The 22,488-nt window shown below is 69.0% G+C and carries 25 protein-coding genes; 13 read left to right on the top strand and 12 right to left on the bottom strand.

Annotated features, from left to right (window positions below):
- Positions 1 to 18: 18 nt before the first annotated feature.
- Positions 19 to 900, top strand: coding sequence for a 3-hydroxybutyryl-CoA dehydrogenase (locus EDC64_RS06480; RefSeq protein ID WP_132030461.1), 882 nt, complete (start codon positions 19 to 21; stop codon positions 898 to 900).
- Positions 901 to 960: 60 nt separating this feature from the next.
- Here the strand turns inward: EDC64_RS06480 and EDC64_RS06475 are convergent, their stop codons facing one another.
- The gene (locus tag EDC64_RS06475) at positions 961 to 1,260 is read right to left on the bottom strand and encodes an antibiotic biosynthesis monooxygenase family protein (protein WP_132030460.1); all 300 of its coding nucleotides are present in this window, start codon (positions 1,258 to 1,260) and stop codon (positions 961 to 963) included.
- A gap of 186 nt (positions 1,261 to 1,446) precedes the next feature.
- Here EDC64_RS06475 and EDC64_RS06470 point away from each other — a divergent pair, with 186 nt between their 5' ends.
- The 3 genes from EDC64_RS06470 to EDC64_RS06460 all read left to right on the top strand — a co-directional run bounded on the left by EDC64_RS06470 (position 1,447) and on the right by EDC64_RS06460 (position 3,043).
- Positions 1,447 to 1,860 carry an EVE domain-containing protein gene (locus EDC64_RS06470; RefSeq protein ID WP_132030459.1) on the top strand — a complete coding sequence of 138 codons (414 nt, stop codon included), beginning with the start codon at positions 1,447 to 1,449 and terminating at the stop codon, positions 1,858 to 1,860.
- Entirely contained in the window at positions 1,827 to 2,510 is a 684-nt protein-coding gene (locus tag EDC64_RS06465; protein ID WP_132030458.1) for a class I SAM-dependent methyltransferase, read from the top strand. The genes EDC64_RS06470 and EDC64_RS06465 overlap by 34 nt, the downstream gene beginning before the upstream one ends.
- A 62-nt stretch (positions 2,511 to 2,572) precedes the next feature.
- Positions 2,573 to 3,043, top strand: coding sequence for a pyridoxamine 5'-phosphate oxidase family protein (locus tag EDC64_RS06460; protein WP_132030457.1), 471 nt, complete (start codon positions 2,573 to 2,575; stop codon positions 3,041 to 3,043).
- A 72-nt stretch (positions 3,044 to 3,115) separates the two neighbouring features.
- On the opposite strand, the gene EDC64_RS06455 is transcribed toward EDC64_RS06460, so the two are convergent.
- Complete coding sequence (locus tag EDC64_RS06455) at positions 3,116 to 3,487, bottom strand: DUF423 domain-containing protein (RefSeq protein ID WP_132030456.1); 372 nt, start codon at positions 3,485 to 3,487, stop codon at positions 3,116 to 3,118.
- A 220-nt stretch (positions 3,488 to 3,707) separates the two neighbouring features.
- Between EDC64_RS06455 and acs the strand changes: the two genes are divergently transcribed.
- Complete coding sequence (gene acs / locus EDC64_RS06450; protein WP_132030455.1) at positions 3,708 to 5,660, top strand: acetate--CoA ligase; 1,953 nt, start codon at positions 3,708 to 3,710, stop codon at positions 5,658 to 5,660.
- Positions 5,661 to 5,870: 210 nt separating this feature from the next.
- A complete protein-coding gene (locus tag EDC64_RS06445) occupies positions 5,871 to 6,890 on the top strand; it encodes a sulfate ABC transporter substrate-binding protein (RefSeq protein ID WP_132030454.1) in 1,020 nt (339 codons plus the stop codon).
- 36 nt (positions 6,891 to 6,926) lie between these two features.
- On the opposite strand, the gene EDC64_RS06440 is transcribed toward EDC64_RS06445, so the two are convergent.
- Genes EDC64_RS06440 through EDC64_RS06425 form a run of 4 tightly spaced genes read right to left on the bottom strand, consistent with a single transcriptional unit; the run spans position 6,927 to position 10,719 of the window.
- A complete protein-coding gene (locus EDC64_RS06440) occupies positions 6,927 to 7,562 on the bottom strand; it encodes a pentapeptide repeat-containing protein (protein ID WP_132030453.1) in 636 nt (211 codons plus the stop codon).
- 34 nt (positions 7,563 to 7,596) lie between these two features.
- Positions 7,597 to 8,709, bottom strand: a complete 1,113-nt coding sequence (gene leuB / locus EDC64_RS06435; RefSeq protein WP_132030452.1) for a 3-isopropylmalate dehydrogenase — start codon at positions 8,707 to 8,709, stop codon at positions 7,597 to 7,599.
- Positions 8,710 to 8,769: 60 nt separating this feature from the next.
- On the bottom strand, positions 8,770 to 9,666 hold the full coding sequence (gene yddG / locus EDC64_RS06430) for an aromatic amino acid exporter YddG (protein WP_132030451.1): 897 nt from the start codon (positions 9,664 to 9,666) through the stop codon (positions 8,770 to 8,772).
- 27 nt (positions 9,667 to 9,693) lie between these two features.
- Complete coding sequence (locus EDC64_RS06425) at positions 9,694 to 10,719, bottom strand: GNAT family N-acetyltransferase (protein WP_132030450.1); 1,026 nt, start codon at positions 10,717 to 10,719, stop codon at positions 9,694 to 9,696.
- 152 nt (positions 10,720 to 10,871) lie between these two features.
- Here EDC64_RS06425 and EDC64_RS06420 point away from each other — a divergent pair, with 152 nt between their 5' ends.
- The 3 genes from EDC64_RS06420 to EDC64_RS06410 all read left to right on the top strand — a co-directional run bounded on the left by EDC64_RS06420 (position 10,872) and on the right by EDC64_RS06410 (position 13,869).
- A complete protein-coding gene (locus tag EDC64_RS06420; protein ID WP_132030449.1) occupies positions 10,872 to 11,714 on the top strand; it encodes a chorismate mutase in 843 nt (280 codons plus the stop codon).
- 101 nt (positions 11,715 to 11,815) lie between these two features.
- A complete protein-coding gene (locus EDC64_RS06415) occupies positions 11,816 to 12,940 on the top strand; it encodes a pyridoxal phosphate-dependent aminotransferase (RefSeq protein ID WP_132030448.1) in 1,125 nt (374 codons plus the stop codon).
- A complete protein-coding gene (locus EDC64_RS06410; protein WP_132030447.1) occupies positions 12,937 to 13,869 on the top strand; it encodes a prephenate/arogenate dehydrogenase family protein in 933 nt (310 codons plus the stop codon). The genes EDC64_RS06415 and EDC64_RS06410 overlap by 4 nt, the downstream gene beginning before the upstream one ends.
- Before the next feature lie 31 nt (positions 13,870 to 13,900).
- Here EDC64_RS06410 and EDC64_RS06405 read toward each other — a convergent pair whose 3' ends face one another.
- Complete coding sequence (locus EDC64_RS06405) at positions 13,901 to 14,962, bottom strand: DUF2125 domain-containing protein (RefSeq protein ID WP_132030446.1); 1,062 nt, start codon at positions 14,960 to 14,962, stop codon at positions 13,901 to 13,903.
- A gap of 67 nt (positions 14,963 to 15,029) precedes the next feature.
- Here EDC64_RS06405 and EDC64_RS06400 point away from each other — a divergent pair, with 67 nt between their 5' ends.
- The gene (locus EDC64_RS06400) at positions 15,030 to 15,602 is read left to right on the top strand and encodes a gamma-glutamylcyclotransferase (protein WP_132030771.1); all 573 of its coding nucleotides are present in this window, start codon (positions 15,030 to 15,032) and stop codon (positions 15,600 to 15,602) included.
- Positions 15,603 to 15,647: 45 nt separating this feature from the next.
- Here EDC64_RS06400 and EDC64_RS06395 read toward each other — a convergent pair whose 3' ends face one another.
- The 5 genes from EDC64_RS06395 to ftsE form a co-directional block, all read right to left on the bottom strand.
- On the bottom strand, positions 15,648 to 16,136 hold the full coding sequence (locus EDC64_RS06395) for a hypothetical protein (RefSeq protein WP_132030445.1): 489 nt from the start codon (positions 16,134 to 16,136) through the stop codon (positions 15,648 to 15,650).
- Between the two features lie 32 nt (positions 16,137 to 16,168).
- A complete protein-coding gene (locus EDC64_RS06390; RefSeq protein ID WP_132030444.1) occupies positions 16,169 to 16,945 on the bottom strand; it encodes a lysophospholipid acyltransferase family protein in 777 nt (258 codons plus the stop codon).
- A 70-nt stretch (positions 16,946 to 17,015) separates the two neighbouring features.
- Positions 17,016 to 17,687, bottom strand: a complete 672-nt coding sequence (locus EDC64_RS06385) for a YdcF family protein (protein WP_165933661.1) — start codon at positions 17,685 to 17,687, stop codon at positions 17,016 to 17,018.
- A gap of 177 nt (positions 17,688 to 17,864) precedes the next feature.
- Entirely contained in the window at positions 17,865 to 18,821 is a 957-nt protein-coding gene (locus EDC64_RS06380) for a cell division protein FtsX (RefSeq protein WP_132030442.1), read from the bottom strand.
- Positions 18,808 to 19,467: a cell division ATP-binding protein FtsE gene (gene ftsE / locus EDC64_RS06375; protein WP_132030770.1), complete on the bottom strand. Its 660-nt coding sequence runs from the start codon at positions 19,465 to 19,467 to the stop codon at positions 18,808 to 18,810. The genes EDC64_RS06380 and ftsE overlap by 14 nt, the downstream gene beginning before the upstream one ends.
- 263 nt (positions 19,468 to 19,730) lie before the next feature.
- Here ftsE and EDC64_RS06370 point away from each other — a divergent pair, with 263 nt between their 5' ends.
- The 3 genes from EDC64_RS06370 to EDC64_RS06360 all read left to right on the top strand — a co-directional run bounded on the left by EDC64_RS06370 (position 19,731) and on the right by EDC64_RS06360 (position 22,305).
- Entirely contained in the window at positions 19,731 to 20,072 is a 342-nt protein-coding gene (locus EDC64_RS06370; protein ID WP_207915931.1) for an ArsR/SmtB family transcription factor, read from the top strand.
- Positions 20,069 to 20,992 (top strand): SRPBCC family protein, encoded by a 924-nt coding sequence (locus tag EDC64_RS06365; protein WP_132030441.1) that lies wholly within the window; start codon positions 20,069 to 20,071, stop codon positions 20,990 to 20,992. The genes EDC64_RS06370 and EDC64_RS06365 overlap by 4 nt, the downstream gene beginning before the upstream one ends.
- Positions 20,993 to 21,309: 317 nt before the next feature.
- Positions 21,310 to 22,305, top strand: coding sequence for a hypothetical protein (locus EDC64_RS06360; protein ID WP_132030440.1), 996 nt, complete (start codon positions 21,310 to 21,312; stop codon positions 22,303 to 22,305).
- Positions 22,306 to 22,488: the final 183 nt, after the last annotated feature.

The raw sequence follows: 22,488 nt of genomic DNA, 5'->3' as shown, positions 1-22,488 counted from the left end.
GCGAAAGACGAGAGCATCATGCCGCTCGAGATCAAGAAGGTCGGGGTGATCGGGGCCGGTCAGATGGGCAACGGCATCGCCCATGTCTGCGCTTTGGCCGGCTATGACGTGATGCTCAACGATGCCGATCCGGACCGCGTCCGTTCCGGGCTCGCGACCATCAACGGCAATATGGCGAAGCAGGTGGCGAAGGGCACCGTCACCGAGGAGGACCGGCAGCAGGCGCTCGCCCGGATCTCGGGCGTGACGACCATCGACGGCCTCGCCGAATGCGACCTCGTGATCGAATCGGCGACCGAGCGCGAGGAGGTGAAGCGCAAGATCTTCTCCGATCTGTGCGCCGCTCTGCGTCCGGACGCGCTGCTCGCCAGCAACACCTCGTCGATTTCCATCACCCGCCTCGCCGCGTCGACCGACCGGCCCGAGCGCTTCATCGGCATTCATTTCATGAATCCGGTGCCGCTCATGGAGCTGGTGGAGCTGGTGCGCGGCATCGCCACCGACGACGACACGTTCGAACTGTCCAAGAAGTTCGTCACCCGGCTGAACAAGACCTATGCGGTGGCGGAGGATTTTCCCGCCTTCATCGTCAACCGCATCCTGCTGCCGATGATCAACGAGGCGATCTACACCCTTTATGAGGGCGTCGGCTCGGTGGATGCGATCGACCGGGCGATGAAGCTCGGCGCCAACCATCCGATGGGGCCGCTCCAGCTCGCCGATTTCATCGGCCTCGACACCTGCCTCGCCATCATGCAGGTGCTGCACGAGGGGCTGGCGGACAGCAAATACCGCCCCTGCCCGCTTCTGGTGAAATATGTCGAGGCCGGGTGGCTCGGCCGGAAGACCCAGCGCGGCTTCTACGATTATCGCGGCGAGAAACCCGTCCCCACGCGCTGAGACGCGGCGGTCTGAGCCCGCGGGCCGCCCCTCCGGCACGGCCCGCGGGACCCCGCAGGGTCAGAAGCCGTCCAGCGCGACGGTCGTATGATGCACCTGCGGCGGGGCGGCGAAGGTGCCGCCGACCAGCGCGCGCCATTCCTGGAAATCCGCCGAATTGCGGAAATGGACCATGTGGTCCTCGACCGTCTCCCATTCCACGATCAGCGTGTAATTCTGCGGATGCTCGATCGAGCGCTCGACGCGCATGCCGAGACAGCCCTTGGCGCGCTGGAACAGCGGCACCGCCTTCTTGGCGCCGGCCTCGAACGCGGCGTCCTCGCCGTCCTTGATGGTGAGCTGCGCAATTTCAAAGACCATGAAATCCTCCCTGGCGCGATCGCCGGGCGAAGCGGCCCGGCATCCCGCGCGGCGGGACCCTACTGCGCCGCTCCGCCGGGTGGAAGGCCCGGGCCCGCGGCGCCGCAGCGGTTTCGAAGACGGTCCCTTGCCAAGACCGCCATGGCCTCGCTAAAGGCGGGGGTCGCCGCAGGGGAGGAGGCCGGGATGGCCCATTGGCTTTACAAGTCCGAGCCGGAAAAATGGTCCTGGGACCAGCAGGTCGCCGCCGGGGCCGGCGGTACCCATTGGGACGGGGTGCGCAACCATTCCGCCAAGCTCAATCTCATGGCGATGAAGGTCGGCGAGCAGGGCTTCTTCTATCATTCCAACGAGGGCAAGGAGATCGTCGGCCTCGTCGAGGTGATCCGCACGGCCTATCCCGACCCCTCCGACCCGAGCGGCAAGTTCGTCATGGTCGACCTGAAGGCGGTGCGGCCGCTGAAGACCCCCGTCACGCTCGAGACGATCAAGGGCGATCCGCGGCTGTCAGAGATGGCGCTGGTCAAATTCTCCCGCCTTTCGGTCCAGCCGGTCACGGACGCCGAATGGGAGATGATCCTCGCCTATGGCGCGATGTAGTGGGGCCTGATCCGCGCACTTTCATCCAAGCCGAAACGCGGCTGCGGCCCGTGCCGCTGGTGCCGGAGATCCGCCTCCACGTCGCCGACGAGGCGGTTCCCCTGTGGCACCGCACCGAGGAGGAATTGGGAGAGCTGGGCCTGCCGCCGCCCTTCTGGGCCTTCGCCTGGGCCGGCGGGCAGGCGCTGGCGCGCTATGTGCTGGACCGGCCGGATCTGGTGGCCGGGCGGGTGGTGCTGGATTTTGCATCCGGCTCGGGGCTGGTCGGCATCGCCGCCGCCAAAGCCGGCGCGGCGCGGGTGGTCTGCGCCGACATCGACCGGTTCGCGCACGGCGCGATCGCACTCAATGCGGCGGCGAACGCGGTGGCGCTGGAGACCGAGACGCGGGACCTGGTCGGCAGCGATGCCGGCTGGGACGTCATCCTCGCCGCCGATATCTGCTATGAGCGCGACCTTGCGGGCCGCGTCGCGGCCTGGCTCGGCGCGCTCGCGCGGCGCGGCGCGACGGTGCTGATCGGTGATCCCGGCCGCACCTATCTGCCCAAGGACCGGCTGGAAATGCTCGCCGAATACCGGGTCCCGGTGACGCGCGACCTCGAGGACATGGAGATCAAGCACACCTGCGTCTGGCGCCCGCGCGGCCTGTAAGGGAACCGCACCGCGCCTGTACCGTTGCCTGACGGGGCGGGGCGAAGCGGAGAGGTGCTTTCATGGACGTTCAGGACATTTGGCACGAAATGGCGGCGCGCCACGCCTGCATGCTCATCGACCGCGATGGCGGCCGGCTGCGCGCGCGCCCGATGGCGCCGGTCGCGAAGCCGGCGGACGGCGTCGTCTGGTTCGTCACCGATGTCCGCTCCGCCAAGGATGACGAGATCGAACGCGATCCGCAGGTCTGCATCGCCTATGCCGAGCCGAACGACCGCTTCTATCTGTCGGTGTCCGGCACCGCCGAGGTGGTCCGCGACGTGGCGAAGCTGAAGGAGATCTGGTCCTCGGCGATGGAAGCCTTCTTCCCGGGCGGCCCGGAGGACCCCAATGCACGCCTGATCAAGGTGACGCCGGATCAGGCCGAGATCTGGAAGGGCGACAACAGCCTGGTGACCGGGGTCAAGATGGCGACCGCGATCCTGCAGGAAAAGCGCGCCGACCTCGGCGAGAATGCCAAGCTCCGCATGTAGACTCAGTCCCGGCGCACCGATCGTTTCCTGCGGAAACTCGATCGTTTCCGCAGGAAAATAAGGCCCGCCGCGTCAGCGCCGGGCGAGGCGCGCGCCGCCAAACGCGGCCACCAGCCAGCCGGCGATCATCAGGCTGCCACCGGTCGGGGCGGTACCCCACAGCAGCTTGATTTCCATCAAGGCGCGCAGCGCGAGATCCCCCGAGAACAGGATGGTGCCGACGGCGATGGCGCTCGCCCCGACGAGGAGGGCGGTGCGGCCGCGCCCGATATGCAGCGCGAGCGCGCAGAGGCCGGCGAGCGCTGCGGCGTGGATCATGAGAAAGGTCGCGGCGGTCGCGAGCGAGGCGCCGCCCACAAGGTGGGCCGAGACGGCCGCGGCGGCGACGCCGCTGGCGCCGAACAGGCCGGCGGCGACCATCAGAATGCGGAGCCAGAGGATCATGCGGCGTTCCCGTCGTGCGGACCGGTCCCTTTATAAAAGGTGCGATGGGCGCCGGACATCGCGCCGGGTGCGGCAAGAGGACCGCGCCGGAACGGCCCCGCCTTCGCCCAAAGTCTGGCTCGCGGCGCCTTGTGGAGCCTCGGGCCGCTGACCATAATCTCGGCAACCAAGGGGCGGTGGCCGGCGCGCGGCCCGTCTATGCAAAGAGGGGAGACGACCCATGTCCGACAAGACCTATCCCGTTCCGGCCGAGTGGGCAGCCCGCGCTTTCCTCGATGCCGACGAATATGCCGCGATGTATCAGGCCTCGGTCGCCGATCCCGACGGCTTCTGGGCCGAGCACGGCAAAAGGATCCATTGGTTCTCCCCCTTCACCACGGTGAAGAACACCTCCTTCATCCCGGGCCAGGTCTCGATCAAATGGTTCGAGGACGGCATCACCAACGTCGCTTATAATTGCATCGATCGTCATCTCGCCGAACGCGCCGATCAGGTGGCGATCATCTGGGAAGGCGACAATCCCTCCGAATCGAAGACGATCACCTATGGCGAACTTGCTGCCGAGGTGAACAAATTCGCCAATGTCCTGCGCAACCGCGACGTGCAGAAGGGCGACCGCGTCACCATCTACATGCCGATGATCCCCGAGGCGGCCTATGCCATGCTCGCCTGCGCGCGGCTCGGGGCGATCCATTCGGTGGTGTTCGGCGGCTTCTCGCCCGACAGCCTCGCCGGGCGCATCTCGGATTGCGAGAGCCGTTGCATCATCACCGCCGACGAAGGCCTGCGCGGCGGCCGAAAGGTGCCTTTGAAGGCGAACGTCGATGCCGCGATCGAGCGGCTCGGCGGCGGCGTCGACCATGTCATCGTCGTGCGCCGGACCGGCGGGGCGGTGAATATGGAGCCGATCCGCGACGTCTGGTACCATGAGGCGGCCGACCTCGTGAGCGACGAATGCCCGGCAGAGCACATGAATGCGGAGGATCCGCTGTTCATCCTCTACACGTCGGGCTCGACCGGAAAGCCGAAGGGCGTGCTGCACACGACCGGCGGCTATCTGGTCTATGCCTCGATGACGCACCAATATGTCTTCGATTATCACGAAGGCGACGTCTATTGGTGCACCGCCGATGTCGGCTGGGTGACGGGGCATTCCTACATCGTCTATGGCCCGCTCGCGAACGGCGCGACCACGCTGATGTTCGAGGGCGTCCCGAATTATCCCAGCGTCTCCCGCTTCTGGGAGGTGATCGACAAGCACCAGGTCAACATCTTCTACACCGCCCCGACCGCGATCCGCGCGCTGATGCAGAGCGGGGAGGAGCCGGTGCGCAAGACCTCGCGCGCCTCGCTCCGCCTGCTGGGCTCGGTCGGCGAGCCGATCAATCCCGAGGCGTGGGAATGGTATCACCGCGTGGTCGGCGAGGGCCGCTGCCCGATCGTCGACACCTGGTGGCAGACCGAGACCGGCGGCATCCTGATCACGCCGCTTCCCGGTGCCACGGCGCTCAAGCCCGGTTCGGCGACCCATCCCTTCTTCGGCGTGAAGCCGGAGGTGGTGGATGCCGAAGGCAAGGTGCTCGACGGCGCGACCGAGGGCAATCTCGTGATCGCCGACAGCTGGCCGGGCCAGATGCGCACGGTCTATGGCGACCATGAGCGCTTCGAGCAGACCTATTTCGCGACCTATCCGGGGAAATATTTCACCGGCGACGGCTGCCGCCGCGATGCCGACGGCTATTACTGGATCACTGGGCGCGTCGACGACGTCATCAACGTGTCTGGCCACCGCATGGGGACCGCCGAGGTGGAGAGTGCGCTGGTCGCCCACCCGAACGTGTCCGAAGCCGCCGTGGTCGGCTTCCCCCACGACATCAAGGGTCAAGGCATCTATGCCTATGTCACGCTGATGGCGGACGTCCAACCCAGCGAGGAGCTGCGCAAGGAGCTGGTCGCCTGGGTGCGCAAGGAGATCGGCCCGATCGCCTCGCCCGATCTGATCCAGTTCGCCCCCGGCCTGCCCAAGACCCGCTCGGGCAAGATTATGCGCCGCATTCTGCGCAAAATCGCCGAGGACCAGTTCGAAAATCTCGGCGACACCTCCACCCTCGCCGATCCGGGCGTGGTCGACGATCTGGTGACCAACCGCCAGAACAAGAAGACCGCCGCCTGACGGCCGCCCGGCCGGGATGCGCCCCGGCCGCTCTTTCGCACCGACAGGGAATGCGCCCACGCGCGGCACCGCCCGCGCGCGGGCGCCCGTGCGCCGGTGAGGTTCCCCCTCTCGCCCGGCATCCCGATTTGAAACGCGCCGGCGCGCATGATAACAGTGGCTCGTAGAATAATATAAATTACGTAATTATGACGTAATTAGGAGAGCCCGATGCTGACCCGCCGCGCCTTTTCAACCCTCGGCCTCGCCGCCTTGATGGCGCCGGGCTTCGCCTTCGCCCAGTCCGACTATAAGGGCCCGAATTCCCTGCTGAACGTGTCCTACGACATCGCGCGGGAATTGTTCGCCGCGGAAAATGCCGAATTCATCCCGGCCTGGAAGCAGAAGACCGGTCAGGAGGTGACGATCAATCAGAGCCATGCCGGCACCTCGCGCCAGGCCCGCGCCATCATCGAGGGGCTGGAAGCCGACGTCGTCACCTTCAATCAGGTGCTGGACGTCGACGTGCTCGCCAAGGCCGGTTACGTCGCCAAGGACTGGCAGAAAAAATTCCCCAACAACGCTTCGCCTTATTATTCCTTCCCCGCTTTCCTGGTGCGCGCCGGAAACCCCAAGAACATCAAGGATTGGAGCGACCTCGTCCGCGACGACGTGAAGGTGGTCTTCCCCAATCCCAAGACCTCCGGCAATGCCCGCTACACCTATCTCGCCGCCTATGCCTATGCGCTGGAGCAGAACAAAGGCGATCAGGCGAAGGCCCAGGCCTTCGTGAAGAAGCTGCTCGCCAATGTCCCGGTGTTCGACACCGGCGGACGCGGCTCCACCACGACGTTCGTCGAGCGCGAGACCGGCGACGTGCTGGTGACCTTCGAGGCCGAGACCCGCGCCATCGAGCTGGTCTATAAGGACCGCGGCGTGAAGACCGTCGTGCCGTCGATGAGCCTGCTCGCGGAATTCCCCGTCGCCGTGGTCGACAAGGTGGTCGACAAGCGCGGCTCGCGGCCGCTCGCCACCGCCTATCTCGACTTCCTCTACACCCCGGCCGGCCAGACCGTCGCGGTGAAGGCCTTCCACCGCGTCACCAACAAGCAGGTGATGGACCAGTTTCCCGGCCAGTTTCCCGAGGTCCGGCTGGTGACGGTGGAGGACGTGTTCGGCGGCTGGCCGAAGGTCCAGGCCGAGCAGTTCGCTTCGGGGGGAATCCTCGACCAGGTGTTCGTCGGCCGCTGAGCCGCGCGGCGCCGGACGGGCTCGGCCCGTCCGGGGTCACACCACCTTGAGGCCGAGCCCGGCGAGCAGCTGGGCGGCCTGGTGTTTGGAAATGATGGCGCCCTTGAATTTCGAGGCGTCGGCGAGCCGCAATTCGCCGAGATCGGCACCCCGCAGATCGGTGCGCTCGAAGCGCGCATCGACGATGTTCGCGCCCCGCAGGCTGCATCCGGTGAGCACCGCCTCGCGAAAATCCGCCTTGCGCAGGTCGGCATCCTCGAAATCGACGCCGTCCAGCGCGCAGCGATAGAAGGACATGCCCGGCATCTGCGCGCTGACCAGGAGGCAGCGCGCTATTTTCAGGTCGAGCGCCTGGATGTCGCCCATCACCGCGCCGGTGAGCTTGCAGTCCGCGAAGTCCGCCGAAGACAGGCGCGCGCCGGTCCAGCGGCTATTGTTGAGATCGCAGGACAGGAAGCGCGCCTCGGTCAGCCGCGCCTGCGAAAAATCGACCTGCGCCGCGCGGCAGCGCTCGAACACGCTGCCGTCGAGATCGAGCCGGCTGAGATCCGCCCCCGCCAGCATCCAGCCGACGAAGCGCACCGGGCCCTCGCCCCCGCCGAGAACCCGTTCGACCTCGAGGCGGCTGGCCGGACCTTCCGGGGCCGGCGCCGTCCGCGGCGTGTCGCTCATCGTGCCCTCGCGCGGTCGGGCAGGACCTTCGCCGTCAGGCGTCGACCTTGCCGAGTTCGGACAGGATCGCCGAGCCCATCTCCTCGGTTCCGATCACGGACGCGCCCGCGGTGCGGATGTCGCTGGTGCGCTTGCCCGCGGCCAGAACCCCGGCGATCGCCGCCTCGATGCGGTCCGCCACCGCGCCCATGCCGAAGGAATAGCGCAGCGCCATGGCGAGCGAGCCGATCATGGCGATCGGATTGGCGATGCCGCGTCCGGCAATGTCGGGGGCCGAGCCGTGCACCGGCTCGTAGAGCGCGGCGCGGCGGCCGGTCTGGGCGTCGACCGCGCCGAGCGAGGCCGAGGGCAGCATGCCGAGCGAGCCGGTCAGCATCGCCGCGATGTCGGAGAGGATGTCGCCGAACAGATTGTCGGTCACGATCACGTCGAACTGCTTGGGCCAGCGGACGAGCTGCATCGCCAGCGAATCGGCGAGCTGGTGCTCGAGTTCGACGTCGCCATAGTCCTGGGCGTGGACCGCGGTGACGACCTCCTTCCAGAGCACGCCCGAGCGCATCACATTGTGCTTCTCGGACGAGGTCACCTTGTTGCGCCGGGTGCGCGCCAGATCGAAGGCGACGCGGGCGATGCGGTCGATCTCGTAGGTGTCGTAGACCTGGGTGTCGATCGCCCGCTTCTGGCCGTTGCCGAGGTCGAGGATCGTCTTCGGTTCGCCGAAATAGACCCCGCCCGTGAGTTCGCGGACGATCAGGATGTCCAGCCCCTCGACCATTTCGCGCTTCAGCGACGAGGCGTCGGCGAGCGCCGGATAGCACAGAGCCGGGCGCAGATTGGCGAACAGAGCGAGATCCTTGCGCAGGCGGAGCAGGCCCGCTTCGGGGCGCGCCTCATAGGGCACGTTCGCCCATTTCGGGCCGCCCACGGCGCCGAGCAGGATGGCGTCGGCGGCCTTCGCCTTCGCCATCGCCGCTTCCGAGATCGCCGCGCCGTGCGCGTCGTAAGCGCAGCCGCCCACCAGATCCTCTTCCACCGCGAAGGATGCGAGGCCTTCCTGGTCGAGCCAGGCCACCACGCGTTTGACCTGCGCCATGACCTCCGGACCGATGCCGTCGCCGGGGAGAAGGAGGAGCTTGTGAGTCGCCATCGGACTTTCCTCGTGCGCCGGCCCCTGCCGGCATCGTGTTTGGCGCGGAGTGCTAAAGCCTCAGCCTGGCTCTGACAAGTCGCGCGGTGCCGCGCGGGTCGCGAGCCCGGCCCCGCCGACGATCAGCAGGCAGGCGGCGGCGAGCGTCCAATGCGCCTGCGCATAGCCGAACGCGACCAAAAGCAGGGTCGAGAGGACCGGCGCGGCATAAGCGGCGACGCCGAGAAAGCGGACGTCGCCCTGCTTCATGCCGACGTCCCAGACATAGAAAGCGAGCCCGACCGGGCCGAGCCCGAGCGCCGCGACCGCGCCCCATTCCGCCGGTCCGGCGGGCCAGAGCGTCGGCTCCAGCGCGAGATGGCACGGCACCGCCAGCGCCGCGGTGCCGAGGCAGAAGCCCGCGACGGCGCCGGTCGGCACCGCCTGGAACCAGCGCGAGGCGACCGAATAGACCGCCCACACCAAGGCCGCCCCCAATGCCGCGAGATAGCCCGGCACGAAAGCGAGGCTGAAGCCCGAAAGCCCCCCTTTGCCGGCGAGCAACGTCGCCACCCCCGCGAGGCCGGCAAGGGCGCCGAAAACGTGCGCCGGCCTCAGGCCGCCGCCCGGCAGCGCGGCGGAGAACAGCACGATCAGCAGCGGCCAGAGATAGCAGATCAGCCCCGCTTCGGCGGGCGGCGCCAGCTTGAGCGCGGTGAAATAGAGGAAGTGAAAGCCGAACAGGCCGCCGACCCCATGCAGCCACGCGGCGGGCGACTGGCGCAGGATCGCGAGACCGTCGCGCGGCAGCGCGATCGCCAACCCCGCGAGGCCGGCAATGCCGAAGGTCAGTGCGGTGAGGAGGAAGGGCGGCACGCGCCCGCTCGCGGCGGTGGCGAGCGCGAGGGTCGACCAGAGCAGGATGGCGGAAAGGCCGATCCGGGTCGCGGTGCGCGGCGAGAGGCGGGGGGCGGGCATGGTCGGGTCCGGGGGTGCGAGGGCGGTTTAGTCCTTGTCGCCGCCGAGCACCACCAATTCGCCCTTGCCGAGCGGCGCGGCGTCGGCGCGCGGGCCGAAGCCCGCGACCCCGAGCGGCATGCCGCCGCGGGGAAAGAACAGCGCGCCGCGCAGCAGGACGCCGGCCTGTGGGTCATTGGTATAGACCACCACGGAGGCGCAGCCACGCGCGGCCGCGAGTGCCGCCAGCGCCTTGATCGCCCGCAGTCGGTGCTTGGCGGTGACCGCCAGCCATTCCTGGACCAGCAGGACCGGGGCCGCGCCGGCCTCGCGGATCTCCTCGAACACGATCAGCGCATCGGGCGCGTCGGGATCGCCGAAAATCATTTGTTCATAGGCGCCGTCCGGTTCGGCGGCATAGCGCCAGGCGAACCAGGCGGGCGACTTGTCGACATGGCAGCGCGCGGCGGGCGGCGGGCCGGCCGGGACGACGAAGCGCGTCGACGCCTCGACCCGCCGCACCTGCGCCTGCGGATCCCGCCCGGCGCGGGCATAGCCGGTCATCAGCGCGGACACCGGCCGGGCGAGAAGCCCGGGCAGGCGGGCCGGCGCGGCCAAAGGGCGGACCCAGCGCTGCACCTCGTCGGCATGGGTCCAGCCCAGCTTCTTGGTGAACATCGGGTAGGAATTCTCGTTCGGCATGCCGTAGACCAGCTTGAAGCCGCGCGCCTCCGCCGCCGCGTAGCAGACCTTGGCGAGCGTCACCGACATGTTCTGCCGCCGGAAGTCGGGATGGGTCATGGTGTCGACCGACTGGCAGCCCATCACCTTCGCGCCGTCCAGCACCAGCGGCGTGGCGAGGGCGGCATAGACCCCGACGCAGCGCGTCCCGTCCAGCGCGATCACCGGCGGCAGCGGGTCGAAGGGCGCGCCGAACAGCTTCCAGTCGAGATAGGCGCGGCTTCGGCCGGGTCCCCAGATGGTCTCGTAGAGCGCATGGATGGCGGGCAGGTCCGCGCGGCTCGCCACGACCGGCGTCCAGCGCGCCTCGGTCTCCGCTTCGTCCTGCCCCATCTCGCCGCCTCCCGCCGCTGCCGGCGGGATATTGGGAAGCCCGCAAAGGCCGTGTCAACGGCGCGGCGCGCGCCCGATCCCGGCCTTTACGCACAAAAACCTTGGTTCCGGCGCGTTTGGAGGCTACAGGAACGGCCCGGCTGATTGATCCCATGAACGCGCCCCCCTCCCCTCCCGATCTCGCCGCCCTGCGCGCCGAAATCGACCGCATCGACGAACATATGCACCGCCTCCTGATGGAGCGCGGCGAGATCATCGATCGGCTGGTGGCGGTGAAGCGCAGCCAGGGCGGCGAAGGCGGTTCGGCCTTCCGCCCGGCGCGCGAGGCGGCCATGATGCGGCGTCTGGTCGATCGCCATGGCGGCTTGCTGCCGCTCGACACCGTCGAGAGCATCTGGCGCGTCATCATCTCGACCTTCACTTACGTCCAGGCGCCCTACGCCGTGCATGCCGACCTCTCCGCCGGAGAGCCGACCATGCGCGACAGCGCGCGGTTCCATTTCGGCTTCACCACCCCCTTCGTCCCGCATATGGGACCGCGCGGCGTGATCGAGGCGGTCGCCGCCTCGCGCGGCGATCTCGGCCTCCTGCCGGCCGCCCAGCTCCCTGCTGGCGCGGCCTGGTGGCATGCCCTCGAAGGCGCGGACGCGCCCAAGATCATCGCCCGGCTGCCCTTCGTCGAGCGCGCCGACCATCCCGCCGGCCTGCCCGTGTTCGTGGTGAGCCACCCGATCGCCGACGCCGCCGTCACCGAGATCGAGGTGTGGAGCGTGCGCGCCAGCGGCTGGAGCGCGCGCGCCGCCGCCGTGCTCGGCGGACGCGGCACCCTGATTGCCGCCGCGCGCGGCCTCGCCCCGTCGCTGCTCCTCTCGGTCCAGGCCGGCGCGTGCGACGCCGCGCTCGCCGCTTTGGCTGAAGCGGGGGCGCAGATCGAAGGCGCGGTCCGGGTCGGCAGCCATGCCGAGCCCTATCGCTTCGGTGCCGACGCCGCCTGACGCGGTTCGGGTCCGGTTCTGGACTTATGACGAGCGACGGTTCGCGCGTGGGCGCCGCCCCTTCCGGCGCGGACCGGCCGTGGAATTGGTGGAGTTTCCGAATGTCCGCATTGCTGCGCGATCATCCCCGCCCCGCCGCGCCCGTGCCGCGGCCGGGCGTGCTGGCCATCGATGCCTATGTGCCGGGCCGCAGCCAGGCGCCGGGCGTCGCCAAGGTGTTCAAGCTGTCCTCGAACGAGACGCCGCTGGGGCCGAGCCCGCGCGCGCGGGATGCCTATCTCGCCTGCGCCCCGTTCCTTCAGGACTATCCGGATGGCAGCGCGGCGGTGCTGCGCGCGGCGATCGGCGCCGTCCACGGCATCGATCCCGACCGCATCGTCTGCGGCGCCGGCTCGGACGAATTGCTGGCGCTCGCCGCGCGGGCCTATCTCGGGCCGGGCGACGAATGCGTCTTCACCCAGTTCGGGTTTCTGGTCTACCGGATCGCGACGCTCGCCGCCGGCGCGACGCCGGTGGTGGCGGCGGAGCGCGACCACACCGCCGAGGTCGATGCGATCCTCGCCTGCGTCACGCCGCGCACCCGCGTCGTCTTCCTCGCCAATCCCAACAATCCGACCGGCACCTATCTGCCTTATGCCGAGGTGCTGCGGCTGCACGCCGCTTTGCCGGCGCGCGTGCTGCTCGTGCTCGACGCGGCCTATTGCGAATATCTCACGCGGGCCGATTACGATCCCGGCCTCGCGCTCGCACTCGCGGCGCCGAACGTGCTGATGACCCGCACCTTCTCCAAGATCCATGGCCTCGCCGCGCTGCGCCTCGGCTGGGCGGTCGGGCCGGCGCCGGTGATCGATGCCCTCAACCGGGTGCGCGGGCCGTTCAACGTGACCGGCCCGGCGATCGCCGCCGGCGCCGCGGCGATCGCCGATCACGACCATGTCGCGCGGGCGGTGGCCCACAACGCCCATTGGCTGCCCAAGCTGAGCGCGGGGCTGCGCGCGCTCGGCCTGCCGGTGACGCCGTCGGTGACCAATTTCGTGCTGGTCCACTTCCCCGATCCGGAGGCCCGTGCCGCCGCCGACCGCTTCCTGACGGCACGCGGCCTGATCGCCCGCCCGGTCGGCGCCTATGGCCTGCCGGCGGCGCTGCGCATCACGGTCGGCTCGGAGGAGGCGAACAATCTCGTCGTCCGGGCGTTCGCGGATCTGCTTGTGGGGGGCGCGACGTGAGCGCGGCGCGGATCTCCCGCCTCGCCGTCATCGGTGCCGGCCTGATCGGCTCCTCGATCGCCCGCGCGGCGCGCGAGAAGGGGCTGGCCGACACGGTCGTGGTCAGCGACGCCGATCCCGGCGTGCGCGCCCGCGTGCGCCTGCTCGGCTTTGCCGACGTGGTTGCCGAGACCGCCGCCGAAGCGGCGCGGGACGCCGATCTGGTGATCGCCTGCGTCCCGGTCTGCGCGTCCGGCGCGGTCGCGGCCGAGGTCGGGCCGGAGCTGAAGCCCGGCGCCATCCTCTCGGACGTGGGCTCGGTGAAGGGTGCGGTGCTGGAGGCGATGGCCCCCTTCGTGCCGCCGCACGCGCATCTTATTCCCGCCCATCCGGTGGCGGGCACCGAATTTTCCGGACCGGAGGCCGGCTTTGCCGCTTTGTTCGAGAATCGCTGGTGCATCCTCACTCCGCCCGAGGGGGCGGACCCGGAGGCGGTCGAACGCCTCGCCGCTTTGTGGCGCGGCATGGGCGCGAATGTCGAGGCGATGACCGCGCGGCACCACGATCTCGTGCTCGCCATCACCAGCCATGTGCCGCATCTCATCGCCTACAACATCGTCGGCACCGCCGCCCATCTCGAGGAGACGCTGACCTCCGAGGTGATCAAATTCTCCGCCGGCGGCTTCCGCGACTTCACCCGCATCGCGGCCTCGGACCCGACCATGTGGCGGGACGTGTTCCTCACCAATCGGGAGGCGGTGCTGGAAATGCTCGGCCGCTTCACCGAGGACCTCTCGGCGCTCCAGCGGGCGATCCGCTATGGCGACGGCGAAGCGCTGTTCGCGCATTTCACCCGGACCCGGGCGATCCGCCGGTCGATCATCGAGATGGGTCAGGAGACCGCGGCGCCGGACTTCGGACGCCGCCCCGCCCCCGGCGCGGCGGAATAACCCCGCCGCCTCGGGGCCTGATCGGACCGGGCTAGAACAGCGGCGGGATGATGCCGACCGGAAACTTGCCGAGCTGGAGCGTGCCGTCCTTCAAGGTCAATGCGAAGGTGGTGCCCTGCCGCCCGGCGACGTCGCCGGACTTCCCGGCGAGCGCCAGCGCGCCGATCACCGGCGCGAGTTCGGGGGCGATCACGCCGCTGCGGGCGAGATTCTTCAACAGCTCGTCGACCCCGGAAAAGCCGAGATTGACGGTGCCGTTCAGCCGGCCCTGCGGATCGACCGAGACCGCGCCGGAGGCGGACAGGGCCGCCTTCGGCGTCGTGAGCTGGAACCGGTCGAGCCGGAATTTGCCGCCCTCCTGCGCCCAGGCGCGGATTCGCTCGGCGACCGGCATCGGCCGCAGATCGGTCAGTGCCGTGACGGTGCCCTGCACGGTGAGATTGATCGGCCCGCTGCCGCCGGCTTGGGCGAGGGCCGGCGTGTCGCCGTCCACCAGGCCGACGGCATAGTCGATCCCCTCGGGGCCGCCGGCAGCCGGGGCACGCCGGGCGTGGGCCTCGAAATGCTTGGCGGTGAAGGCCGGAACCGGCGCCGCGCCGGCCCCCGGCAGCAGGTCCGCGGAAATCTGGTCGGCGGACAGCGAGATGCGATGGGGGTTGCCGCTCATATCGCCGATCGCGCTCATCTGCAGGAGCGACCAGCTGGCGCGATAGAGCTTGCCGGTGGCGGTGTCCTCGATCTGCATCGGGGCGGCGAATTCGGCGATGATGTGATTGGGCGACCAGACCTGCGCGACGAGATGCGCCGAGGCCGCCGTGATCCGCAGCGGATCGCCGCCGCGGGTGAGCAGCGTCGGCGCGGTGCAGATCAGCTCGAAGCGGAAGGGGAAGCCGGTGAGCCGCCGCTCGCCGCAGCCCCATTCCCGGCCCACCAGCTTCTCGCGCGCCATCCAGGCCTCGATCTCGCGTTCGGCGTGGGCGGCGGCGTAGAACCACAGGCCGCACCAGCACACCGCGAGCATCAGCACCAGAAGGAGGGGAACGGCGATCACCCAGGGCGCACTGCGGCGTGCCGGGGCCTTGGTCTCAATCATGCGCGTGTCCGGACGGCTTGCGAAGGGGGTTCGGCCCTGTTAGGCGACGGGATCGGCCTTCTTGTCAATGCATGGCAGCGTGACCTCCGACCCCGCCCCGCATGCCGCCCCCGATACCTGGGTATTCGGCTATGGATCCCTGATGTGGAATCCCGGCTTCGCCTATGCGGAGCGTGTGGAGGCGCGGCTGATCGGTGGTCACCGGGCGCTGTGCGTCTATTCCTTCCACCACCGTGGCACCGCCGAGCAGCCGGGCCTGGTGCTCGGGCTCGACCTCGGGGGATCGTGCCGCGGCATCGCCTATCGGGTCGATGCCGCCGACTGGCCGCAGACCCATGCTTATCTCACCGCGCGGGAACAGATCTCCGGCGTCTATCGCGAAGCGGTCCGGCGCATCCATTTGCTCGACGGCACCCGGCGCGCGGCACCGGCGGTGGTCTATCTGGTCGACCGCGCGCATCCGCAATATGCCCGGGGCCTCGATCTCGAGGCGCAGTTCGCTCTGGTCCGGCGGGCCCACGGCAAATCGGGGCCGAACCGCGATTACGTGCTGGAGACCGTCGGGACGCTCTCCGCCATGGGCCTCGCCGATCCCGGCCTCGGCTGGATCGCCCACCGGCTCCGGGCCGGGCACGAGTGAGGCCCGAACCTGCCGAAATGTGGATAAGTCGCGGCGGGACGCGGCTCACGCCGCGTGGCGGCGGCTCGGCGGGATGAAGCGGTGGAAGGCGGGCGATGCCGGATCGCACGCCGGGCGGCGGCGGGACGGATCGGCCGAGGCGGCATCGCCGGACACTGCATCGTGCCGCGGCGCGTCGGGCCGTCCGGCGCCGCGCAGCGTCGGGTCGAGCAGCGCGCGCAGCGTCTCCGGCGGGTCGTCGCCGAACACATGGACGTGGATTTCCTCCGCCAGGAAACGTGCCGCGGCGCGCCGCGCGGGCGCGCCGGTCGGTCCCGCCCAGAGGGCGATCGGACCGGCGGGGGTACGCCGCGCCACCACGGCCAGGGCGTCGGAATAGTCCGGCGCCTCGGCGGGATCGTAGACGGAAAACACGTGGCGCCGTCCGTCCTGGTCGCGCCAGAATCGGAAGCGGGGGCCGAGCGGTCCGCCCTTCAGGCCGGACAGCCGACCCGCATCGGACAAGGGGACGAGAAACGAATCAGTCGCGTTCATGAGAACGAAACTAGAACAGGGTCCGAAGTCGATCAAGACTTTTCCACAGGGCTGGAAAACGGGGATAAATCCGCCGGCCCGCCGGTCTCTCCGAGCTCGGCCCGCCCCTCGGCCAGAAGCCGGGTGCTGGCGGCCTCGATTTCGCGCTCCAGCCGGGCCGCGAACACGCCCTTGGGCAGGCCGGGCGGGATCGCCGGCAGGATCTCGGCGCGGATCGTGCCGGGCCGAAGCGCCCGCCGCCGCGGCCAGAACAGGCCGGCATTGTGGGCGATCGGCAGGCAGGGCACGCCGAGGCTGGCATAGAGATGGGCGACGCCGAACTTGTATTGCGGCGGGGCGCCCGGCGGGCGCCGCGTGCCCTCGGGAAAGATCAGGATCTGGCGGCCTTTGGCGAGTTCGGCGGCGGCGCGCTCGCCCATCGTCTTCAAGGCCTGCGCGCGCGCCCCGCGGTCCACCGGAATCATGCCGGCGCGGGCGAGATACCAGCCGAAGATCGGGATCCAGGTCAGCTCGCGCTTGAGGATGAAGGTCGGGTCGTCGAACAGCAGCAGGAGCGCCAGGGTCTCCCAGGCCGATTGGTGCTTGGCGGCGACCAAAAGCGGGCCGCGGGGAATGTGCGCGCGCCCGGTGATCTCGGTGCGGATGCCGGTCGTCACGCGCAGAACGAGGAGGGTGGAGCGGATCCAGAGCAGCACGCCGCGCCACAGCCAGCGCCGCGGCGCGACCAGAAGCGGCAGCAGCACGATGCCGTAGACCACCGTCACGGCGTAGAACAGGATCTGGAACAGGATGGATCGCAGCAGGATCAAGAGCGGTCCCCGTCGGGCGGCGCCGGTGAAAGGCGCGTCTGGATAGCGCGTTTCCGGCTCGGGCACTATCTCAGTGCGCTGCGGCCTGCGGCCCCGGCGACGGCTTGGGCCCGGCACCGCGCGCGGGGTCCTCCGCCGGCGCCACCGGGGCGACCGCCTGGAGCGGGCGGATCTTCGCCTGCGCCATCATGTATTTTACATATTCCTTCAGCAGCAGCTTGGCGGTCTGCGGCTCGGTCCACCAGTCGGAATCCTGCATGCGGTCGGTGACGACGGGATAGGCGATCAGCTCGACGTCCGGCAGCGCCCGCCCGAGTTCGAACAGCGCGCGCGGCATGTGATAGGCCGAGGTGACGACCACCAGCGAGCGGAAGCGCCGGCTGCGCACCCATTCCGCCGCCTCGATCGCATTGCCCCAGGTGTTGAGCGCCTTCTTGCCGAGATCGACGCAGCAATCGAGAAACGCCTCGCCCGCGGGCAGCGTGCGGCGCAGCTCGTCGGCCGAGGTGGCGCGGTTGACGCCGGAAATCAGCAGCCGCTGGCCCCGTCCCTCGGCCAGGAGCTGCACCCCGTCGGCGACGCGCGAGGCGCCCCCGGTGAGCACCACGATGGCGTCGGCGCGCTTCGGCGCGACCGGCTCGCGGCTGGCGATGGTGAACGTGAAGGCGACGAAGCCGCCGACGAAGAGCGCCCCGGCGAGGACGAACAGCCCGCCGAAGGTCCAGGCCGCGGCACGCAGCAAGGGGCGGCGCCGCCGCTTCGGCCCGCCTTGCTTTTCGCTTCGTCCGTACGCTCCGCTCGGCGACGTCATCGCTTCACCATGCAGGCGGATTGCGGCGGTGGCGAGGAAAATCCATTTTTTCACGGCCGCAGCGGGGTTTGGTGACCAAATCCCTGCCGCCGGCCGGGCCGGCCGGGCTCATGTGATCGCGCGCAGGGTGCGGTAGACGGTGAGGCGCGAGGTCAAAGCGGTGACGCAGGCCATCAGCACCACCGCCGCCGCGATCCCGGCAAAGCCCCAGGGGCCGGGATGCAGCCAGGTGAAGACCGAGGGCGCCTCGGGATCGCCGCCGACGCCGAACCGCGGCAGCAGCGCCACCGCCAGGAACAGAGCGGCGGCCGCCGCCCCGCCGATCGCCCCGCCTTCGGCCCCGACGCGCAGGAAGTGGCGCTGGAACTGCGCCGCGATGAAGCCGTCGCGGGCGCCGACGAAATGCAGCACCTCGACCACGGTGCGGTTGGTGGCGACCGCCGCGCGGGTGGCGAACACCACCGAGAGAATGGTCGCCGTCGCGACCAGGAGGAGCAGGCCGAGCCCGGTCACGACCACGCCTTCCGCCACCGCGCCGAGCCGGCGCGACCAGCCGCGATGGTCGTCGAGCGTGGCGGTGGGGATCCGGTCGGTCAAAGTGCGGCGCAGCCGCGTGAGGTCGGGCGCGGCGGCGGGATCGAGCCGCAGTACGATGATGCGCGGCACCGGCAGGCTCGACAGATCGAGCCCGGTGCCGAGCCAGGGCTCCAGCAGCCGGGCGGTCTCGTCTTCGGTCAGGACATTGGCGGCCGAGATCCCCGGCGTCTGCGCCGCGAGCTCGCTCGCGAGCTTGACCTGGGCCGCCACCGCCGCCGGGTCGCCGGCGCGGATCTGGATCGTCACCTCGCGGGCGACGTCGCTGCGCCAGGCCTGGGCGGTGGCGCGCACCGCCATCACCGAGCCGATGGTGAGGCCGGCGAGGAAGGTCATGATCGCCACCACCGCCACCAAAGCGCGCCCCGCCACGGTGGCGCGGGGCACGATCGGCGTCAGGCCGCGCGGCCCGGCGCGGCGCGGCCGGGCGGGCGGATCGGCATCGAGGCGGGCAGGGTCAATCATAGACATAGAGGCGTCCGTCGGCGATCACGAGGCGGCGGGCGTCGAACTGGTCCATCAGCGCGATATCGTGGGTGGCGAGCAGAACCGAAGTGCCGGATTTGTTCAATTCGACGAACAGGCGCAGCAGGCGGCGCGCCAAGGTCGGGTCGACATTGCCGGTGGGTTCGTCGGCGAGCAGGAATTCCGGCCGGCCGATCAGCGCCCGGGCGATCGCGGCGCGCTGCTTCTCGCCGCCCGACAGCACCGGCGGCAGAACGTGCATGCGGTCGCCGAGGCCGACCCAGTGCAGGATTTCGGAGACCTCGCCGCGATAGCTCGGCTCCTCCTTGCCGAGAATGCGCAGCGGCAGCGAGACATTCTCATAAGTGGTGAGATGGTCGAGGAGGCGGAAATCCTGGAACACGATGCCGATCCGCCGGCGGATCACCGCCACCTCGTCGGGATCGAGCGAGGAGACGTCGCGCCCGAACAAAGTGATCAGCCCGCGCGTCGGCCGCAGCGAGAGGAAGAGCAGGCGCATCAAGGTGGTCTTGCCGGCGCCGGACGGGCCGGTGAGGAACTGGAACGAGTTCGGCTCGATGCCGAAGGTGACGTCCTTCAGCACCTCCGGCCCCATGCCGTAGCGCAAGCCGACATTCTCGAATCGGACCACTGTCACCACCCTGCGCCGCGCCGCCGACGCCCTTGCCGCCGGGCTCCCCCGGCCTCACCCGCTCCACCTCGCCCCGCCGCGAATCGCCGGCCCCTGAGCCGCGCCAGCATAGCAGGCGGATCCTGAGGCGCGCAGCGGGGGGCGGCGGCGGGATCTGGCGGAGTTTGCGCATGCGGACCGTGCCCGCCGGCCGGTGCGCGAACACTTAGCAGATTGACGAAGTGTTGCTTGCGCCGCCGGGGCGCCGGGTGATAGTTAGCAATATGGCTAAGCATGATCCCCAACTCTCGCGGCTCTTCCACGCGCTGGCCGATCCGACCCGCCGGTCGATCCTGACCCGGCTGGCGGAAGGCGCGGCGCGGGTGACGGACCTGTCGGAACCCACCGGCCTACGCTTGCCCACGGTGATGCGGCATCTGGCGGTGCTGGAGGAAGCGGGCCTGATCGCCAGTTCCAAGGATGGCCGGGTGCGCACCTGCGCGATCGTGCCCGAGGCGCTGCGGCCGGTCCGGACCTGGCTCGATGACCAGCGCGCGCTCTGGGACTCCCGCCTCGACCGGTTGGAGGCCATGGCGATGAAGGCAATGAAGGAGGGTCCGCGATGACGTCGAACTTCAATCCGGATGAGAGTCATGCGGCGCCCGATCCTGCGCAGGGCCGCTTTGCGACGCTGACCTTCGCGCGCGACGTGGCCGTGCCCGTCTCCGTCCTGTGGTCGGCCTGGACCGCCCCCGCCGCGCGCGCGGTCTGGGCGGCGCCGACGCCGTCCGTCACCGTGGAGTTCCTGGAGGCCGACACCAGAGTCGGCGGGCGAGAAGTCTCGCTCTGCAAGGTCGAGGGTCGGCCCGATGTCCGCTGCGATTGCGGCTGGCTCGATTTGCAGCCGGGGCTGCGCAGCGTGAATTACGAGGTGATCTCGTCCGAGGGCGTCACGCAAGCGGCGGCGCTGGTGACGGCCGCCTTCTCCGGCACGCAGGATCGCAGCCGGCTGGTCGTGACGGTGCAGCTCTCTTCGCTGACGGCGGACAGCGCGGCCGGCTACCGGCAGGGCTTCGGCGCCGGCCTGGACACTCTCGCCGGCGTGGCGCGGCGGACGATGCTGCTCGAGCGCGTGATCCGCGCGCCGCGCACCATCGTCTGGAACACCTGGATGAACGCCGAGACGCTGCCGCAATGGTGGGGGCCGGAGGGGTTTTCCTGCCGCACCGCGCGGATCGACCTGCGGACCGGCGGCGAATGGCTGTTCGACATGATCGGGCCGGACGGCACAATCTACCCGAACCACCATCGCTATATCGAGGTCCGCCCCGAGGAGCGTATCCGCTACGCGCTGCTCTGGGGCGAGAACGGCCCGAAACACGCCGACGCCTGGGCCGCGCTGGAGGACCAGGACGGCGCGACCAAGGTGACTTTGGGCATGGTGTTCAGCACCGAGGCCGAATTCCAGCAGGCCAAGGGCTTCGGCGCCGTCGAACTCGGCCAGCAAACCCTCGGCAAACTGGAGCGCTTCGTGTCCGCGCGGTGAGGGGGGGAGGTCGTGGTTGGGAGGGCTGCGGGAGGGGCGCCGGGCTCCCGGCCGACGACCAGTGCGCGCGAGGCGCTGTTTTCCCGCTGGCGAAGACGCGGTCGCCGCCAGCCGGCTTCAGCCCGGAACCGCCGGGCGCCCGCGCTCGCCGATCTCGGCCGCGGCGCGGCCCGCGCTCACGGTGGGGATCGAGACGGTCGTCTCTCCGGACACCTGGCCGGCGCCTGGCTTATGGGCGACGTGCGGTCCGCCGGTCGCGCGCGGTGGCGATCGGGCTGGTTCGCGCCAAAAGCAGAAGTTAGCTGCGACGACGACGAATGGCCGGTTTGGGGCCGGGAGCGGACTGGCCGGTTTTGGCTGCCGCATTGCAGATAACCGCCGTTCTGCATCCGACCCCATTTCGGGCGTTAGAAGATGTGTTGCGGAAGCCCAAAAGCTTCCGTGCAATAATGCTGTATGGGATGGGGATTCGAATGGATGATGGGCACACGCGTGATGAAGCGACCAGAGATCGGCATCCCCTACGTTCGCTGATTTCGGGTGGCGCCGAAATTGCTGGTGGCGCTGTCGGGGGAGCATTAGGCTTCCTGGCTGCGGGCCCAGTGGGTGCCGCCGCCCTGGGAGCAGGCGGTGCATTGGCTGCGATGGCCCTTAGCCACATCGGCGAGGAAATCGCTGGTCGTTTTTTGGGACCGCGCGAGAAGGTGCGTGTAGGCGGAGTTCTTGCCTTGTCGGCATCCAAAATCAAAGAACGCGTTCAGGCTGGGGAGCAAATTCGAGACGACGGTTTTTTTGACGCAAAGCCAGATGGTAGGCCAGATGCAGAAGAGGTGGCGGAAAGCATTCTCCTGAAGGCGCAGAGAGAAGCCGAAGAAAAAAAATTGCCTTACATGGCGAACCTGCTGACGAATGTGGCGTTCGATAATTCGGTAAACGGTCAACTTGCTCATCAGATAGTCAAAGCAGCGGAGGCTCTCACCTACAGGCAGCTCTGTCTACTCTCATTGTTTTCTGGCCTTGCGCAGCACAATCTTAGGAGCAGCGCCTACCGAGATGTGGGAGAATTCCCGCTGAACCTTATGCAGGTTCTTTATGAGTGTTATGACCTATACAACCGAGGCCTGGTAAACGTTGGCGGTGAAGTTGCATTTGGGCCAACCGACATCAAACCATCCGTTATGCGGATCCAAGGTCTTGGGGCATTCATTTTCAACCTTATGGGACTAGCGAAAATCCCCCCAGCCGATGTTGCCGTAGTGGCCTCTGAGCTTCGCTGGCGGTCGTCACTGACTGCGACGTCACGCCATGGCTGACCTCGCAACTTATTGGCCTGGAGCCGCCAGTCCGCTTCCCACCCCATGTCAGACGAATCCAACTCAGCCTTGCAACATCCGCTTTGGGTCGATTCCGTTGAAAAAGTCGGCGTTGCTGTTGGGCCGAAGTCCTGATTCAGTTGTCCTTGCGGATGGAGGGACGAGGCGATGATGGGCGAGCGG

Origin of the sequence: Aquabacter spiritensis (genome assembly GCF_004346185.1) — a bacterium.
Taxonomy (GTDB): domain Bacteria; phylum Pseudomonadota; class Alphaproteobacteria; order Rhizobiales; family Xanthobacteraceae; genus Aquabacter; species Aquabacter spiritensis.
The sequence above is the reverse complement of the archived record's forward strand: the minus strand, read 5'-3'. Positions and strand labels throughout refer to the sequence as shown.